14 protein-coding genes are annotated in these 15,964 nt (G+C 42.4%); 8 read left to right on the top strand and 6 right to left on the bottom strand.

What is annotated here, in order from left to right:
- Positions 1-298: 298 nt before the first annotated feature.
- On the bottom strand, positions 299-748 hold the full coding sequence (gene yfbV / locus C9J45_RS07690) for a terminus macrodomain insulation protein YfbV (protein WP_158259290.1): 450 nt from the start codon (positions 746-748) through the stop codon (positions 299-301).
- 335 nt (positions 749-1,083) lie between these two features.
- On the opposite strand from yfbV, the gene C9J45_RS07685 reads away from it, so the two are divergent.
- The 4 genes from C9J45_RS07685 to C9J45_RS07670 all read left to right on the top strand — a co-directional run bounded on the left by C9J45_RS07685 (position 1,084) and on the right by C9J45_RS07670 (position 5,813).
- The gene (locus C9J45_RS07685; RefSeq protein WP_105059633.1) at positions 1,084-2,280 is read left to right on the top strand and encodes an acetate kinase; all 1,197 of its coding nucleotides are present in this window, start codon (positions 1,084-1,086) and stop codon (positions 2,278-2,280) included.
- A gap of 154 nt (positions 2,281-2,434) precedes the next feature.
- Positions 2,435-4,582, top strand: a complete 2,148-nt coding sequence (pta, locus tag C9J45_RS07680; protein WP_199187094.1) for a phosphate acetyltransferase — start codon at positions 2,435-2,437, stop codon at positions 4,580-4,582.
- 154 nt (positions 4,583-4,736) lie between these two features.
- Entirely contained in the window at positions 4,737-5,501 is a 765-nt protein-coding gene (locus C9J45_RS07675; protein WP_107206000.1) for a sulfite exporter TauE/SafE family protein, read from the top strand.
- Between the two features lie 24 nt (positions 5,502-5,525).
- Positions 5,526-5,813, top strand: coding sequence for a SelT/SelW/SelH family protein (locus C9J45_RS07670; RefSeq protein ID WP_107205999.1), 288 nt, complete (start codon positions 5,526-5,528; stop codon positions 5,811-5,813).
- A gap of 381 nt (positions 5,814-6,194) precedes the next feature.
- Here C9J45_RS07670 and yfcE read toward each other — a convergent pair whose 3' ends face one another.
- Positions 6,195-6,740, bottom strand: coding sequence for a phosphodiesterase (yfcE, locus tag C9J45_RS07665; protein WP_107205998.1), 546 nt, complete (start codon positions 6,738-6,740; stop codon positions 6,195-6,197).
- Between the two features lie 269 nt (positions 6,741-7,009).
- On the opposite strand from yfcE, the gene C9J45_RS07660 reads away from it, so the two are divergent.
- Positions 7,010-7,912 carry a TIGR01777 family oxidoreductase gene (locus tag C9J45_RS07660; protein ID WP_107292383.1) on the top strand — a complete coding sequence of 301 codons (903 nt, stop codon included), beginning with the start codon at positions 7,010-7,012 and terminating at the stop codon, positions 7,910-7,912.
- 61 nt (positions 7,913-7,973) lie between these two features.
- Here the strand turns inward: C9J45_RS07660 and C9J45_RS07655 are convergent, their stop codons facing one another.
- The 3 genes from C9J45_RS07655 to C9J45_RS07645 form a co-directional block, all read right to left on the bottom strand.
- On the bottom strand, positions 7,974-8,315 hold the full coding sequence (locus C9J45_RS07655) for a hypothetical protein (protein WP_107260040.1): 342 nt from the start codon (positions 8,313-8,315) through the stop codon (positions 7,974-7,976).
- Positions 8,316-8,421: 106 nt separating this feature from the next.
- A complete protein-coding gene (locus C9J45_RS07650; protein WP_107292382.1) occupies positions 8,422-10,893 on the bottom strand; it encodes an ABC transporter permease in 2,472 nt (823 codons plus the stop codon).
- Positions 10,883-11,572 carry an ABC transporter ATP-binding protein gene (locus C9J45_RS07645; RefSeq protein ID WP_107292381.1) on the bottom strand — a complete coding sequence of 230 codons (690 nt, stop codon included), beginning with the start codon at positions 11,570-11,572 and terminating at the stop codon, positions 10,883-10,885. The genes C9J45_RS07650 and C9J45_RS07645 overlap by 11 nt, the downstream gene beginning before the upstream one ends.
- On the opposite strand from C9J45_RS07645, the gene tesA reads away from it, so the two are divergent.
- The 3 genes from tesA to C9J45_RS07630 all read left to right on the top strand — a co-directional run bounded on the left by tesA (position 11,571) and on the right by C9J45_RS07630 (position 14,334).
- Positions 11,571-12,185, top strand: a complete 615-nt coding sequence (gene tesA, locus C9J45_RS07640; RefSeq protein ID WP_107205993.1) for a multifunctional acyl-CoA thioesterase I/protease I/lysophospholipase L1 — start codon at positions 11,571-11,573, stop codon at positions 12,183-12,185. The two genes, C9J45_RS07645 and tesA, sit on opposite strands and share 2 nt — an antisense overlap.
- Positions 12,182-13,009 (top strand): SDR family oxidoreductase, encoded by an 828-nt coding sequence (locus C9J45_RS07635; protein ID WP_107292380.1) that lies wholly within the window; start codon positions 12,182-12,184, stop codon positions 13,007-13,009. The genes tesA and C9J45_RS07635 overlap by 4 nt, the downstream gene beginning before the upstream one ends.
- 470 nt (positions 13,010-13,479) lie before the next feature.
- Positions 13,480-14,334 carry a co-chaperone YbbN gene (locus C9J45_RS07630; protein ID WP_107205991.1) on the top strand — a complete coding sequence of 285 codons (855 nt, stop codon included), beginning with the start codon at positions 13,480-13,482 and terminating at the stop codon, positions 14,332-14,334.
- 92 nt (positions 14,335-14,426) lie between these two features.
- Here C9J45_RS07630 and der read toward each other — a convergent pair whose 3' ends face one another.
- Positions 14,427-15,929 carry a ribosome biogenesis GTPase Der gene (gene der / locus C9J45_RS07625; RefSeq protein ID WP_107205990.1) on the bottom strand — a complete coding sequence of 501 codons (1,503 nt, stop codon included), beginning with the start codon at positions 15,927-15,929 and terminating at the stop codon, positions 14,427-14,429.
- Between the last annotated feature and the right edge of the window lie 35 nt (positions 15,930-15,964).

The following is a 15,964-nucleotide window of genomic DNA, read 5'->3' as shown; positions in this document are numbered from 1 at the left end:
AAACCAATATCACAACAATAAAAATCTTTTAAATTCAAAAGGTTAAATAAGATAAGAAACTCAAACACCACATATTTAAACGTTGTATTTTATCCCCATAGATTAAGATAAATAAATATATCGGTCTTTGTTAACTGTCGCTGTAAATACAAAAGTAATACGCATAGAAAAGCGGCCTCGGTATATAAGATGAGAGCTCACGCTAAATAGTGGCAAAATATTTAGAAAACGAACGGTAAAATATTTAACGAAAAAAAAGCAGCTCATTAGGCTGCTTTTGTACGTTAAATATCTCTGATTAGAACCAGCGTTCTAATGCACTACGGTCTAATTGCTTAAATGCGCGGCTGAGTACATCAGCAAGTTCTTGGTAGCGAGGTTGTGATTTTTTCGGTTGCATCGCATAACCTTCACTGACAATTTTCTGGTAGATCTCGCTGTACCATTTCGCCAGTGATGGTGGGAGTACGGTTTGGCTACGTTTACCTAGCCACCATAAACCTTGTAATGGCATCGATAACGCCAATAACGCAATGGCAACAGCTTGCGGCATGCCTGCATAATTATGAAATACCATTTGGGTCAAAATACTAATAGCAGCGACGGCCGGCATCACCTTAGTGGCAAACTTTGTTGCTTTGATATAGCGATGTTCAGGAAAAACAGCAGCCAGCTCTTTACGCATTGGCCATGTGCTCATGTAATGCTGACCGTCTTGGAAATACTTCCACTTTGTTTGTTGAGTCATAAAGCACCATTTATCAAAAAAAAATATAATCTTTAAAATTTTTAAGCAATAAACTTGATTAAAATTAAATTTATCTAAAAATGTTTTTGTTATATTGCTTAACAATCGCTATCCTAAGCACGCCTAAAGGTAATTGTTGCTGTTAATGGTATTAACTGCAAGTTAGGCACCCTCAAGGATGAACCAGAATTGCAGGTAACTCAATTCAAATACTCAAGAATGAGCACGAATTTCACCCTGACTAGACCGATAAATACATCATCGTCTATTCTATGGGTACTTTTTTATTCAAAAATGAATATCAACTTTCAGACAGATTATAGGTAGTCACTCTCATGTCTAAGCTGGTTTTAGTTCTAAACTGCGGTAGTTCATCTCTTAAGTTCGCAATCATCGATCCTGTATCAGGTGACGAACACCTTTCAGGTCTAGCAGAATGTCTAGGTCTTCCTGAAGCACGCATCAAGTGGAAACTTGATGGCAAGCACGAAGCACAACTAGGTGAAGGCGCGGCTCACGAAGAAGCTCTAGCATTCATGGTTGATACTATCCTTGCTTCTAAGCCTGAGCTTAAAGAGAACCTAGGCGCTATCGGTCACCGTATCGTACACGGTGGCGAGCAGTTCTCTGCTTCAGCTCTAATCGACGATGTTGTTCTTCAAGGTATCGTAGATGCGTCTGATTTCGCACCACTACACAACCCTGCACACGTTGTTGGTATCGAAGCTGCTAAACACAACTTCGCTGATCTTAAGAACGTAGCGGTATTCGACACGGCTTTCCACCAGACTATGCCTGAAGAAGCATTCCTATACGCTATCCCTTACAACCTATACAAAGAAAACGGTATCCGTCGCTACGGCGCACACGGTACTTCTCACCGTTTCATCGCTCGTGAAACAGCGAAACTTCTAGACAAGCCTCTTGATGAGCTAAACATCATCAACTGTCACCTAGGTAACGGCGCATCTGTATGTGCTATCAAAGGCGGTAAATCTGTAGATATCTCTATGGGTCTAACTCCTCTTGAAGGTCTAGTAATGGGTACACGTTGTGGTGACCTTGACCCAGCAGTTATGTTCCACCTACACGATCGTCTAGGCATGAGCGTTGCTGAAATCAACACAATGTTCACTAAAGAGTCTGGCCTACTAGGTCTAACAGGTGTGACTTCTGACTGTCGTTTCGTTGAAGAAAACTACGGCGTTAAAGAAGAAGCAACGCGTGCAATGAACGCATTCTGTCACCGTCTTGCTAAGTACGTAGCTAGCTACGCTGCAAACATGGATGGTCGTCTAGACGCTATCGTATTCACAGGCGGCATCGGTGAGAACTCTGCTCCTATCCGTGAAGAAGTACTTAAGCGTCTATCTATCTTCGGTATCGAAGTAGACAGCGAAGCAAACCTTAAAGCACGCTTCGGTAACGAAGGTGTTATCACTTCTGCAAACAGCCGCATCCCTGCAATGGTTGTTTCTACTAACGAAGAGTTAGTAATCGCAGAAGATACAGCGCTTCTAGCTGAAATCTAATCTAATGATTATCTTAACGGCTGGCTTTAAGTCAGCCGTTTCTTCATGACATCCCGTCATGTTCTCATGTGGTATTGTTCTATAGTTATTCTACTAATTAAAATGAATTGTTATTGAACAGTGCTTTATCATTCAATAGTTTGAGGAATTCATAGTGTCCCGTACTATTATGCTTGTTCCAGTTGGCGCTGGCGTTGGTCTAACAAGTGTTAGCCTTGGTGTACTTCGTGCAATGGAACGCAAAGGCGTTCGCGTTTCTTTCTTTAAGCCTATTGCGCAACCGCGTAAAGGTGGCGATCAGCCAGATCTAACAACAACAATTATTAGTGCTAACAGCGATATGAAAATTGCTGAGTCATTCTCAATGGCAAGCGCTGAAGAATTGATCCGTAACGACAAAACTGATGTTCTTCTAGAAGACATTGTTGCACGCTTTAAAGCGGCAACAGCAGATGCTGACGTAACGCTAATCGAAGGTCTAGTTGCTACTCGTAAGCACCCTTTTGCAAACCAAATCAACTTTGAAATTGCAAAAACGCTAGATGCTGAAATCGTGTTCGTTGTATCTCCAGGTACTGATAACCCAGCTCAACTTAAAGAGCGTATTGAAGTAGCATGTTCTAACTTCGGTGGTATCAAGAACAAGCAAATCTCTGGTGTTATCGTTAACAAACTTAACGCACCAGTTGATGCTGAAGGCCGTACGCGTCCAGATCTTTCTGAGATCTTTGATGACGTAGAAGGTACTGTTCCTTCAAATGTTGAAATCATGCAAGTGTTCAACTCAAGCCCAATTCGTGTACTAGGTTGTGCACCTTGGAGCGCAGAGCTTATCGCTACACGTGCAACTGATATTGCTCAGCACCTAAATGCTGAAATTATCAATGCAGGTGACATCGAAACTCGTCGTATTAAGAGCATCACTTTCTGTGCACGCTCTATCCCTAATATGGTTGAGCACTTCCGTCCAGGTTCACTACTCGTCACTTCAGCTGACCGTCCAGACGTAATCGTTGCAGCATGTCTTGCAGCAATGAACGGTGTAGAGCTAGGTGCACTACTTCTAACAGGTGGTTACGAACTACCAAAACCTGTTATGGATCTATGTGAGCGCGCATTCGCGACTGGTCTTCCAGTCATGACTGCTCAAGGTAACACTTGGCAGACTTCTCTAAATCTACAGAGCTTCACACTAGAAGTACCTGCAGACGATAAAGAGCGTGTAGAGCTAGTTAACGAGTACATGGCAAGCCACATCGACGGTAACTGGATTGAGTCTCTAACTGAAGGTTCAAACCGTGAGCGTCGCCTAAGCCCACCAGCATTCCGTTACCAGCTAACTGAGCTAGCTCGTAAAGCGGCTAAGCGTATCGTTCTTCCTGAAGGTGACGAGCCACGTACAGTTAAAGCTGCGGCTATCTGTGCTGAGCGCGGTATCGCGGAATGTGTGCTTCTAGGTAACCCAGATGAAATCCGTCGCGTTGCTGAGCAACAAGGCGTCGTTCTTGGTGCTGGCGTAACTATCATCAACTCTGACGAAGTACGTGAAAACTACGTGGCTCGTTTAGTTGAGTTACGTGGCGCGAAAGGTATGACTGACGTTGTTGCTCGTGAGAAGCTACAAGATTCAGTATTCCTAGGCACAATGATGCTTGAGAACAACGAAGTTGACGGTCTAGTGTCTGGTGCTGTTCACACAACAGCAAACACTATCGTTCCTCCGTTCCAAATCATCAAGACTGCACCAGATGCATCTATCGTATCTTCTGTATTCTTCATGCTACTACCAGACCAAGTATTGGTTTACGGTGACTGTGCGATCAACCCAGATCCAACAGCTGAGCAACTAGCTGAAATCGCTATCCAATCTGCAGATTCTGCAAAAGCATTTGGTATCGACCCGCGTGTTGCTATGATCTCTTACTCTACTGGTGAATCTGGTAAGGGTGCAGACGTAGATAAAGTACGTGAAGCAACGAAGATCGCTCAAGAGAAACGTCCAGATCTAGTGATCGATGGTCCTCTTCAGTACGATGCTGCAATCATGGAAAACGTAGCTGCTTCTAAAGCACCTAACTCTCCAGTAGCAGGTAAAGCAACTGTATTTGTATTCCCAGACCTAAACACTGGTAACACAACATACAAAGCGGTACAGCGTTCAGCAGATCTAGTATCTATCGGTCCAATGCTTCAGGGCATGCGTAAGCCAGTTAACGACCTTTCTCGTGGCGCACTAGTAGACGATATCGTTTACACAGTTGCACTAACTGCGATTCAGGCAGAACAAGCTTCAGCTAAGTAAGTTTTAATACTTATTTAATCGACTGATAAAACGCTCCAATACATGTCTTCAATTTTTATTGAAATGTGTATTGGGGCGTTTTTTATTACTGGAATAAGGTGTTTTAACCCTTTATGCTGGCAAGCTAATTAACGGTTAAGGACAACCTGTTAGCATGGATTTTCTCAACTCTCTCGGGCTATTTATTGGCTCACTGATCTCCAATACCCTCGCATCACTCTCTGGTGGCGGCGCAGGCTTAATTCAATTTCCTCTACTTATCTTTCTTGGCTTACCCTTTAGTATCGCCCTTGCGACCCACAAAGTAGCAAGTGTGGCATTAGGTGTTGGTGCAGCCATTAAACATTTACGTCAAGGCACACTGTCGTTGAAATTTACACTCTATGTGATCCTTACAGGCGCAATAGGTGTGATTATTGGCGCAAACCTGATCCTCTCTTTTCCTGAAAATATCGCTGAAGCTGCACTCGGTATGTTAATACTCAGTCTTGGTATTTATTCACTGATGAAAAAAGAGCTAGGACAAAACGAAAACGCTATTCATCGCGACATAAAAGGGATGATCATTGGTGGGCTTGGTCTAGCCATTATTGGGGTATTAAATGGCTCACTTACCGCCGGAACAGGGCTATTTGTTACCTTATTTTTAATCCGTTGGTTTGGCTTTAACTACAAACAAGCGGTAGCACTAACCTTGGTGAGCGTTGGGCTATTTTGGAATGGAATTGGCGCTATCGCAATTTACCAAGCAGGCGCACCGATTTACTGGCCTTGGATCCCCGTATTATTACTCGGTTCATTACTGGGTGGTTATTTAGGCGCTCATCTTGCTCATCAAAAAAGTAATCAACTCATTAAACGTTGCTTTGAAGCCCTGACTTTTATTATTGGCTTTAAGTTACTTTTCTCAGCTTTCTAGTCCACGTTATTTAAGGAGTATTTCATGGATAAAGCGATCATTGATATCTACTACTGCCGTCAATGCAATTGGATGCTACGCTCTACATGGATGACCCAAGAGCTACTGCATACCTTCAGTGAAGAAATCCAAACCATCAGCCTTCACCCAGACACAGGTGGTCGTTTTGAAGTTCATTGTAATGGTCAGCTTATTTGGGAACGTAAAGCCGATGGTGGCTTTCCTGATGCGAAACAGCTAAAGCAACGTATTCGTGATGTTATCGACCCAGAACGCGATTTAGGCCATGTAGATCGCCATAGTAAGCCATAAGCGATAATACCTATACCCAAGCAACCTCAAGATGCAGTGTTCAGCGAGACGACCTTAGTTCTCAGGCGCGGCAACGATTCGTAGATATAGTGGTTCTACATTGAGAATCGTTAACAAAGTCTGAGAGCTAAGGACGCTCGCCCTTTGGGAGCGTGTCACTGAGCCGACTTCTTGCGTCAGACAACTTGGAAAGAGCTCACTATTCCGCTTCGTTGCCTTCCTTGAATTCAACTCAGTGACATCGCTCTGAATCAGGCATCTTGAAGTCGCTTGGGTATAGTTCTAAATACAATAACGCCCTGAATGTGCTTTCTCTATTAAGTGGCTTTGCGCTTAAAACCAGAGAGCTGCATTCAGGGCGTTACTTTTATCAATTAAAAATTAGATCTGGGTGTGTACCAGTACTTCACCGTCAAAGCTGATCACAGATAGCTGGTTGCCATCTAATAAACCATAACTTGCAGGTAACCCATTACGAGGAATAGCGACAGAGCCTGGGTTAAACACAAATAGCTCATCTTTTGCTTCTGCAACAGGAATATGAGTATGTCCCGATACAATCACATCACCAGCACGTAAACGAGGATGTTTATTGGCGTTATACACGTGACCATGCGTTAAAAAAAGACGCTGTCCTGTTGGCAATAACACAAGGTTGTAATCTGCCATAATAGGGAACTCAAGTAGCATTTGGTCGACTTCGCTGTCGCAGTTACCGCGTACCGCCGTAATACGTTCGCCATAGCGATTTAACAGCTCAGATACCTTGATAGGATTGTACCCTTCAGGTAATGGATTACGCGGGCCATGATTTAAAATATCACCCAACAGAATTAAGTGCTCTGCACCACTTTGTTCAAAAGCAGCAATCATCTTTTCAGCACTCGCTAAAGAGCCATGAATATCAGAGGCAAAAAATAATTTCATAATCAAAAACCAGTCATTAATCCAGATTCGAAGTCTACTCGTAGTCTTATCAAATTTCCATGTTAGCGGTACTGATATCTCACCACGAAATGCAACCAAATGCTTATGCGTGCATAATATTCGTGATAATTCTCTTACGTCACAATATTAAGATAATGGATTTTAAGTCTCTCGTTATACTGATAATTTAACTGATATAGAATGCTGATATATAATAGAAATAAGCAACACATCAAAGCTTAGATGATGACTGATAATGGAATAACGACATGAATATTTTAATGACAGGCGCAACAGGTTTTATCGGACGAGCACTGATTCCTCATTTCAATCATGATCACGTCACCATACTTACACGTAACCCGACTCGTGCTTACAATCAACTCGGTCATCATATCCTCGCCGTTGATAGCCTAGATAGCTTCGACAATTTCGACCAATTTGATGCTGTTATCAACCTTGCGGGTGAGCCGATCATCAATAAGCGTTGGAGTGACAAACAAAAAGAGAAAATCTGTCAAAGTCGTTGGGATATTACCCAGCAACTCGTTGATAAAATTAAAGCCAGTCGTCATCCTCCGCATACTTTTCTTAGTGGTTCTGCGGTGGGCATTTATGGTGATAACCAAGATAAAACCATTGATGAATCCATCCCGCTTGATATTAACGATAACGACTTTGCCCAGAACGTCTGTTACCGCTGGGAGCAAATTGCTCTTGAAGCCCAATCAGAACAAACCCGTGTGTGCTTGATCCGCACAGGTATCGTACTTGGCAAACAAGGCGGTGCATTGGCGCGCATGTTACTGCCTTATCAACTAGGATTAGGCGGAAAAATGGGTGATGGTAAACAATACTTTCCTTGGATCCATATACAAGACATGATCAAAGGCATCATCTTTTTACTTAATCACCCAGAAGCCCATGGCGCATTTAACTTTACTGCACCAACACCGGTGACGAATAAAGTGTTTAGCCAAACCTTAGCCGCAACTCTAAAGCGTCCACACATTTTATTTACCCCTGCTTGGGTTCTAAAACTAGGGCTTGGAGAATCAGCACAACTATTGCTTGATAGCCAACGTGCGCTACCGAATAGGTTACAGCAAGAAGGGTTTAACTTTAGCTTCCCTTGTATTGAGCAAGCGTTAAAGCAGACGTTATGTGATTGAGAGAAACAAACAGGGCTGAAGAGCCCTGTTTGGTAATTATCATAGTCAAAAGCTTATATACTTATAGCGTTGAAGATTTACTTTCTAAAAGTTTTATCATTTTATTTTTTTGTTCAAGTTCATATTTAGCTTTTGTTAGCTCACTTTGATTTATAAAAAAATTCCCACTTAGACCAGCTGCAGCCCCAATTAAAGAAGCAAAAACGGTCCCAATAATAGTCAACTTCAACATTTTTTTATTGTGTTCTTTATCTTCAATTCTTCTTCGTCTTTCTATTTCTAATAATGCCAGTTTTGGTGTTCCATCTTTAAAATTAGAAGCTGCAAAATGATAAAGTTGTTCATTATCCATATCTTGATACTTGATATGAGTAGTTATTGGACCAGTGCTATCGATTGACATTCATTACCTCTTAATCATTACATACCAAGTTGTTCTTACTGATAACAAGCAACCATTGTACGAACTAACCTTATTAAACATAACTATTAACAGCTAACAGCTTTCATTACCTTAACGGCAACAACAACTTCTTGATCTGCGAACGTGACACTAAATACACCAACCCAATTGCCAGCACAGGTAAGCCTATCCACATTAATGGATGCAAGGTAAACGGCAGTTCAAAACCTTTTATCACCAGCAAGCCGACAACAAATTCAGCACCAATGGCTGCAATAATCCCAGCTAATAACGCAATAATGCCGTATTCAAACCACAAGGTAGCAGCAATGCGTTTTCGGCTTGCTCCTAGTGTGCGATAAAGCTGAATTTCGGTTTGACGCTCTGAAATACTCAAGCGTAATAAGGTCATAATGAGTAGTAATCCACTCAGTACACCTAAGCCAGCTAATACCGTAAGTGACCAACTCACTTGGGCTAATAAAGCTTGAATCCGTGTTGCCATCATACGTAAATCAAGCACACTCACGGTTGGATAATTACTGGCTAAGGTATTAAGTAAATCGCTTTGCTGATCATTCACTCTAAAACTCACTAACCATGTAGCAGGAAACGACTGCAATACATCTGGGGTGAAAATGAAGTAGAAGTTCGGCTTCATATTACGCCATTCCACATCACGAATACTGTTTACTGTAGCGTTAAACTCTAGCCCACCAATGGTAAAAGCCAGCTTGTCACCCAATGCAATGTTTAAGCGTTTCGCAATGCCAGATTCCACTGAAACACCTGAGCTACTTCCCCATTTACCTGCAATCACCTCATTATGACTCGGTAAGCTTTCCGCCCATGTGAAGTTAAGCTCTCGTCTTAATGCAGGATCGCGTTCTGGACTATTGTCGGAAGTAATCTCTGCTGCTGCGCCACTTTGGCTTTCATCTTCTGATAAGTAAAAGCGTTGCTCATTAATCGCGACCAATCTTCCACGGGCCACAGGATAACCTTCAGAACGGGCTAATTGATTCGCATCTAAATAATCTAAATAGGCTTGTTGTTGCTCTGGCGCAATATTAATTGCAAACACATTAGGCGCATCAGCAGGTAAGGTATTTTTCCAATCTGCGAGTAGCTCGTTACGTAATAATCCAATCACAGCTAATAGCATTAACGAACACGTCAATGCCGCCAATTGCGTCGCGGTCTTCGCTTTACTACGATTGACACGGCTTAACGCCAATGCATAAGCAGAGCCAAGCTTAATCTTCTTCAGTAAAGCGATGGCAGCAAGGCCAACTAAAGCCAGTAACACTAACAATGCCACCATGCCCAATAAGGTGAGCCAAACAAATACATTGCTACCAATCCACCATACCGCTGCAAAAACAGGGAAGATCAACAACAACCATATAGCTGAGAACTTAGATGTTGGAGTCTGGGTTGCTTGCACCGTATTCATAGCAGAAGCATTAACCAAGCGAGATAGTGGAATACCCAATGCTGGCAATGAAATGAAAAGAGCAAGCAGTAAGCTGATCACTAATGGCGCAAACCCAATAGCCGGTAATTCATCAGGTAACAACTGTTGCAGTGGATAGCGCAGTAACCATTCGAGCCCAAAACCCAATAGCAAACCAACACCAATCGCGACTGAAAACACAACCGCTATTTGTTGTAATAACCATCGCCATAAAAAACAACGACTTGCGCCAAGGCTCTTCATCATTGCGACTGACGTGATCCGCGTCGATGCATAGTGCTGACATGTAAGTACTAAGGTTGCTGATGCCATGAGTACTACCAGCACTAAAGTCAGTGATAGGTATTGCCTTGCTCGTTCAATAAAATCACCACTGCGCCCTGCATCGTTTTCAGTTAACCAGCGTTGGCTTGGGGTTAACTTCATCGTTTCACGAATATCAGCAAGATCAGGATCGGAGCCGGAAAAATAGTAGCGATAGCTGATCCTGCTACCTTCTTGAATCCCGCCAATGGCAGCAATGTCTTTATTGTTGATCAATACTGCTGGCATTTGGCTAAAAGGGTTAAAAGACAGCTCAGGATCTTCTAAGATTCTCCCACTAATGGTTAGCTCCCCATCACCTAGCATGAGTGTATCGCCCTCTTTGACATCCAGCAGCGAAAATAAGCGTTCTGATAACCACAACTCACCGGGGCTCACATGATGGTGCACAGACTTATCAGCCGCTTGTAATCGTAAATCGCCACGCAATGGAAATTTCGCATCAACCGCTTTAACGCTGACTAACTGCATACCGTTATCGCTAAATGCCATGGTACCAAAGCGAGTTTGCTGTGAAGTGGTGATCTTATTGGTTGATAACGGTTGTAAATCTACCGCTTGCGATGACTTCAATACCATATCTGCCGCTAACGCAGAGCGACCTTGCGAAACTATGACCCCTTCAACACGGCTTACCAATGCCGATAACGCAAATACGCAGGCTATAATTAAGCTCAGCGCTAAGGTGACTAACCACAACTGACCTTGTCGTATTTCACGCCACGCCCAACGTAAAAAGAACGGACGTTTTTTCATCGAAAGTGAATCACTCTGCATGACGTTCATCCCTCGCGAGTTTGCCGTTATCTAATCGCATAATTCGATCGCAACGAGCCGCTAATGTATCGTCATGGGTGACAAGCACCAGTGTTGTATCGCTGTTTTTATTAAGTTCAAACAACAGCTCAATAACCATGGCTGCGGTATGCTGATCGAGGTTTCCTGTTGGCTCATCAGCAAACAAAATTTTCGGTTTGATCATAAAAGCGCGAGCTAACGCGACGCGTTGCTGTTCACCACCGGATAACTGACTCGGTAAGTGGGTTTCTCGCCCTTTCAAACCAACAACAGCAAGCAATTCTTTTGCTCGCTCAACATCCACATCATTATCTTGGATCAAACACGGTAACGTGACGTTCTCGAGTGCATTTAAAGTCGGTAGTAACAGGAAGTTTTGAAACACGAAACCAATAGATTCACTACGTAATTGAGCACGTTGTTCATCGTCTAACGTAGAAAGGTTATGACCAAGTAACTCTATTTCACCTTGTGTTGGTACATCGAGCCCCGCCAGTAATGTCATCAAGGTTGATTTACCCGCGCCAGAGACACCGACAAGGGCAATAGACTCTCCTTGCTCGACCTCAAGCGAAACATCCTGCAAAATAGTCATAGGCGACAAGGTAGTCGTGACTTGTTTTGAAACAGAGTGTGCCTTAATTACGGAGACAGACATGATACGAATCCTTTCATTGTTGATGCTGGTGTTTTCATCCACCGCATTGAGTCAAACACTGTTAGTTCTTGGCGATAGCCTCAGTGCTGGTTATCAGATGCCAGCAGAGAAAAGCTGGCCTGCACTACTGCCGCCACTGTTAGAACAGCAAAAACAACCAACGACCATTGTGAATGCGAGTATCTCTGGCGATACCAGTGGTAATGGGTTGGCACGATTACCAGCATTATTGGAACAACATAAGCCTGATTTTGTTTTAATCGAATTAGGTGCGAATGATGGCTTACGTGGGTTTCATCCTAAAATATTACGTAATAACCTTAGCCAAATGATCAATGAGATCCAAAAAGTGGGATCACAGCCACTATTAATGCAAATTGAAGTCCCACCCAATTATGGGAAACGTTATAACGAACTGTTTCGTAATACTTACCCATCATTAAGTGAAGACACCAATGTGCCTTTATTGCCGTTTTTTCTTATCGATATTATTGTAAAGCCAGAATTAATGATGAAAGATGGCCTTCACCCAACCGCACAAGCACAGCCGCTGATCGCTCAATTTATGGCAAAGCATCTTCAACCTTATCTCAACAAGGAAAGCTCACAGTGACACAATCTATTTTAATGACAGGGTGTAGCTCTGGTATTGGCTATTACTGCGCAAAAACACTGACCGAGCAAGGCTTTAACGTTGTTGCTAGTTGTCGAAAATCAGAGGATGTAGAAAGGCTCAATCAAGAAGGTATTCGTTGCGTTCAATTGGATGTCACTTCAGAGTCATCCATCACAGAAGGTTTAAGCCAAGCTCTAGCTATCACTGGCGGAAAATTAGATGTGTTATTTAATAATGCCGCTTACGGACAACCCGGCGCATTAGAAGATTTACCGACCTCAGCTCTACGTGAACAATTTGAAGCGAACTTCTTTGGCTGGCACGAGCTAACTAAGCAAGTCATCCCACTGATGCTTACCCAAGGTCACGGTAAAATTGTACAAAACAGCTCAGTACTGGGATTAGTCGCCATGAAATATCGCGGCGCATATAACGCCAGTAAATTTGCAATTGAAGGCTATACCGATACCTTACGTTTAGAGTTAGACAATACGCCGATTAGTATTTCTTTGATCGAGCCAGGACCAATTGAAAGCCAATTTCGCGCAAACGCAAAACGCATGTTTGAACGTCATATTGATATGAACAACTCTCGCCATTATGACAACTACCAAGACACCCTCTCTCGCCTTGGTAAAGAAAAGGTGACCAACAAATTTACTTTAAAACCTGATGCAGTATTACGACCACTATTGGACATCATTAATAGCTCTCGCCCAAAATCACGCTATTACGTGACACAATCGACTTATATTTTTGGTTTCTTACGTCGTATCCTACCAACAAGATTTCTCGATAAGCTACTGATAAAAAGCAATTAATAAAGAAAAAAACTGCTTAAAACCTATCGCTTTTAGGCAGTTTTCTCACCTTATAAAAGTGGTGATAAAAACAACATTTATAAAATCAATGATAATTAATATGCTGATTTATAACCACTAAACATAAAAAAACACTTACTCCAGTTAAGAATACCACCCAATATGACATTTTCTATAAAACGTAATATTATTGTCATATAAAAAATGTAATGTGATCCCATAACTTAAGCTAATTATCAAACTTAGCTCTTTCTTCATTACGTTTAAGGTGTATATATGACATTGCGCCAAATTAACTTACTATGCGCGTGTATCACGTTAGTGCTTTTGCTGGTATTCGGTAATTAATACTGTTCTTTCTCGTTTTTTAAACACTTACTAATTTCTGTTTCATTATCTCAACTTGATCCACATCGATTCATCCCCATATATTTGGTATAGCCTTTCAAATAGTCAACGGATCGAATTACATGTACCAAAATACTGCGCTAGAAATTAATGAACAAAATCTGCAACAGGTTATCGAGCAATCGATGCAAACACCTGTTGTGATCAGTTTTTGGGCGCCATCGATGCCTGAAACGCTAGAAGTGAATGCAACGCTAGAAAAACTGGCTCGTGAATACCAAGGACAATTTATCCTTGCTTCACTAAACTGTGAAACCCAACAAATGGTCGCTTCTCAGTTCGGTGTCCGTGGTTTACCTACTGTTGCTCTGTTTAAAGATGGTCAACCTGCTGATGGCTCTGCAGGGCCACAAACAGAGCAAACATTACGTGAAATGCTAACTCGTCATCTACCAAGTCAAGAAGAGCTGGCATTAAAACAGGCATTGGTATTAGTTGATAATAAAGAATACGCTCAAGCTCTACCGCTACTGCGTCAACTGTCAGCACAACTTCCTAACGATAGCTTAGTAAAACTCGCTATTGCAGAGTGCCTGATTGAAACCGCTTTATTTGATGAGGCCGAGCCGATTCTTGCGACAATCCCAATGCAAGATCAGGATGCACAATACAAAGGCTTGGTCGCTAAATTAGAATTACACAAGCAAGCGGGTAACTCGCCAGAGATCCAACAACTAGAACAGAAACTAGCGTCCGAACCTGACAATGTTGAATTACGTTATGAACTCGCCGTGCAATACAGCCAAGTAAACCGTAATGAAGAAGCGCTAGAGTTATTGATTGCAATTTTACGTAAAGACATGAACTTCTCAGATGGTAATGCAAAGAAAACCATGATGGATATTCTTGCAGCATTAGGTCAAGGCAATCCAATTGCAGCCTCTTACCGCCGTCAGCTTTACTCTTTGATGTATTAATTCGATAAAGTATAAATAGCAAAAAGCCCGATACGCTTTTAACTCTAAGAGTTCACGTATCGGGCTTTTTCGTATTTATTTATCGTAGAATATTACTTCTTACGATCGCGCAGTACATTCGTTAGACGTTTACGTTGGCGTTCTTGAGAAACAGTTAGCTTCTGCTTTTTAGTCTCAAATGGGTTTTCGCTATTCTGGAATTGAATGCGAATCGGTGTCCCCATCATTTCTAATGACTTACGGTAGTAGTTCATTAGGTAACGCTTATATGAACCCGGAAGATCATTAACTTGGTTACCGTGAACGACAATGATCGGTGGGTTATAACCACCGGCGTGCGCATACTTAAGCTTCACACGACGACCACGGATCATTGGTGGCTGGTGATCATCTTGTGCCATTTGCATAATACGCGTTAGTAGCGAAGTACTAATACGCTTAGTTGCAGACTGGTATGCTTCAATCACTGACTCATATAAGTGACCAACACCGGTACCGTGAAGTGCTGAAATAAAGTGAATACGCGCAAAGTCAACGAAGCCTAAACGACGGTCAAGTTCAGACTTAACACGCTCTTTCACTTCGTTATCTAAACCATCCCACTTGTTCACAGCAATCACTAATGAACGGCCTGCATTTAGCGCAAAACCTAATAAGCTTAGATCTTGATCTGAAATGTTTTCACGAGCATCGATAATCAACAATACAACGTTAGCATCTTCAACCGCTTTTAACGTTTGAATAACTGAGAATTTCTCAACCGCTTGGTGCATGTTCTTACGACGACGGATACCCGCAGTATCGATCAATACGTACTCTTGACCATCACGTTCCATTGGAATGTAAATAGAGTCACGCGTTGTTCCTGGCATATCGTAAACAACAACACGTTCTTCACCTAAAATACGGTTTGTTAGTGTTGATTTACCTACGTTTGGACGACCAATAATTGCAAGCTTAATTGGCTGCTCTTGAAGACGCTTATAAGCAGCTTCTGCATCCGCTTCAGAAAGGTTTGCTTTCTCGATATCTTCAACCGATGTGAGATCTTCAAGTTGAAGTTCTTGCTCTTCACCTTCTTCTGCAAGCTCTGCATTCAGTTTGTCAGAGAACGGTGCTAATGCGCGCTCCATCAATGCAGTAACACCACGGTTTTGAGTTGCTGCAATTTGGTACATTGCATCAACGCCTAAACGCCAGAATTCAGCACAAGCACTATCTGCATCAATACCATCAACCTTGTTTACCACAAGGAACGTTGGTTTTTGACGGCTACGTAAGTGCTTAGCAATTGCTTCGTCTGCGGCAGTTAAACCAGCACGACCATCTACTAGGAACAGAACAACATCAGCTTCTTCGATCGCTGCTAATGACTGTTCAGCCATTTTTGTTTCAACGCCTTCCTCAGTACCATCAATACCACCGGTATCGATAACAATGAATTCATGCTCTTCTAGCTCTGCTCTACCGTATTTACGATCCCTAGTTAAGCCAGGAAAGTCAGCAACAAGTGCATCCCTTGTGCGAGTAAGACGATTAAATAGCGTCGATTTACCCACGTTCGGGCGCCCGACTAGGGCAACAACAGGAATCATAACTACCTCTTACTTTTCATAGTCTTATTGACATT

Origin of the sequence: Photobacterium sp. GB-1 (assembly GCF_003026165.1) — a bacterium.
Lineage (GTDB): Bacteria > Pseudomonadota > Gammaproteobacteria > Enterobacterales > Vibrionaceae > Photobacterium.
The sequence above is the reverse complement of the archived record's forward strand: the minus strand, read 5'-3'. Positions and strand labels throughout refer to the sequence as shown.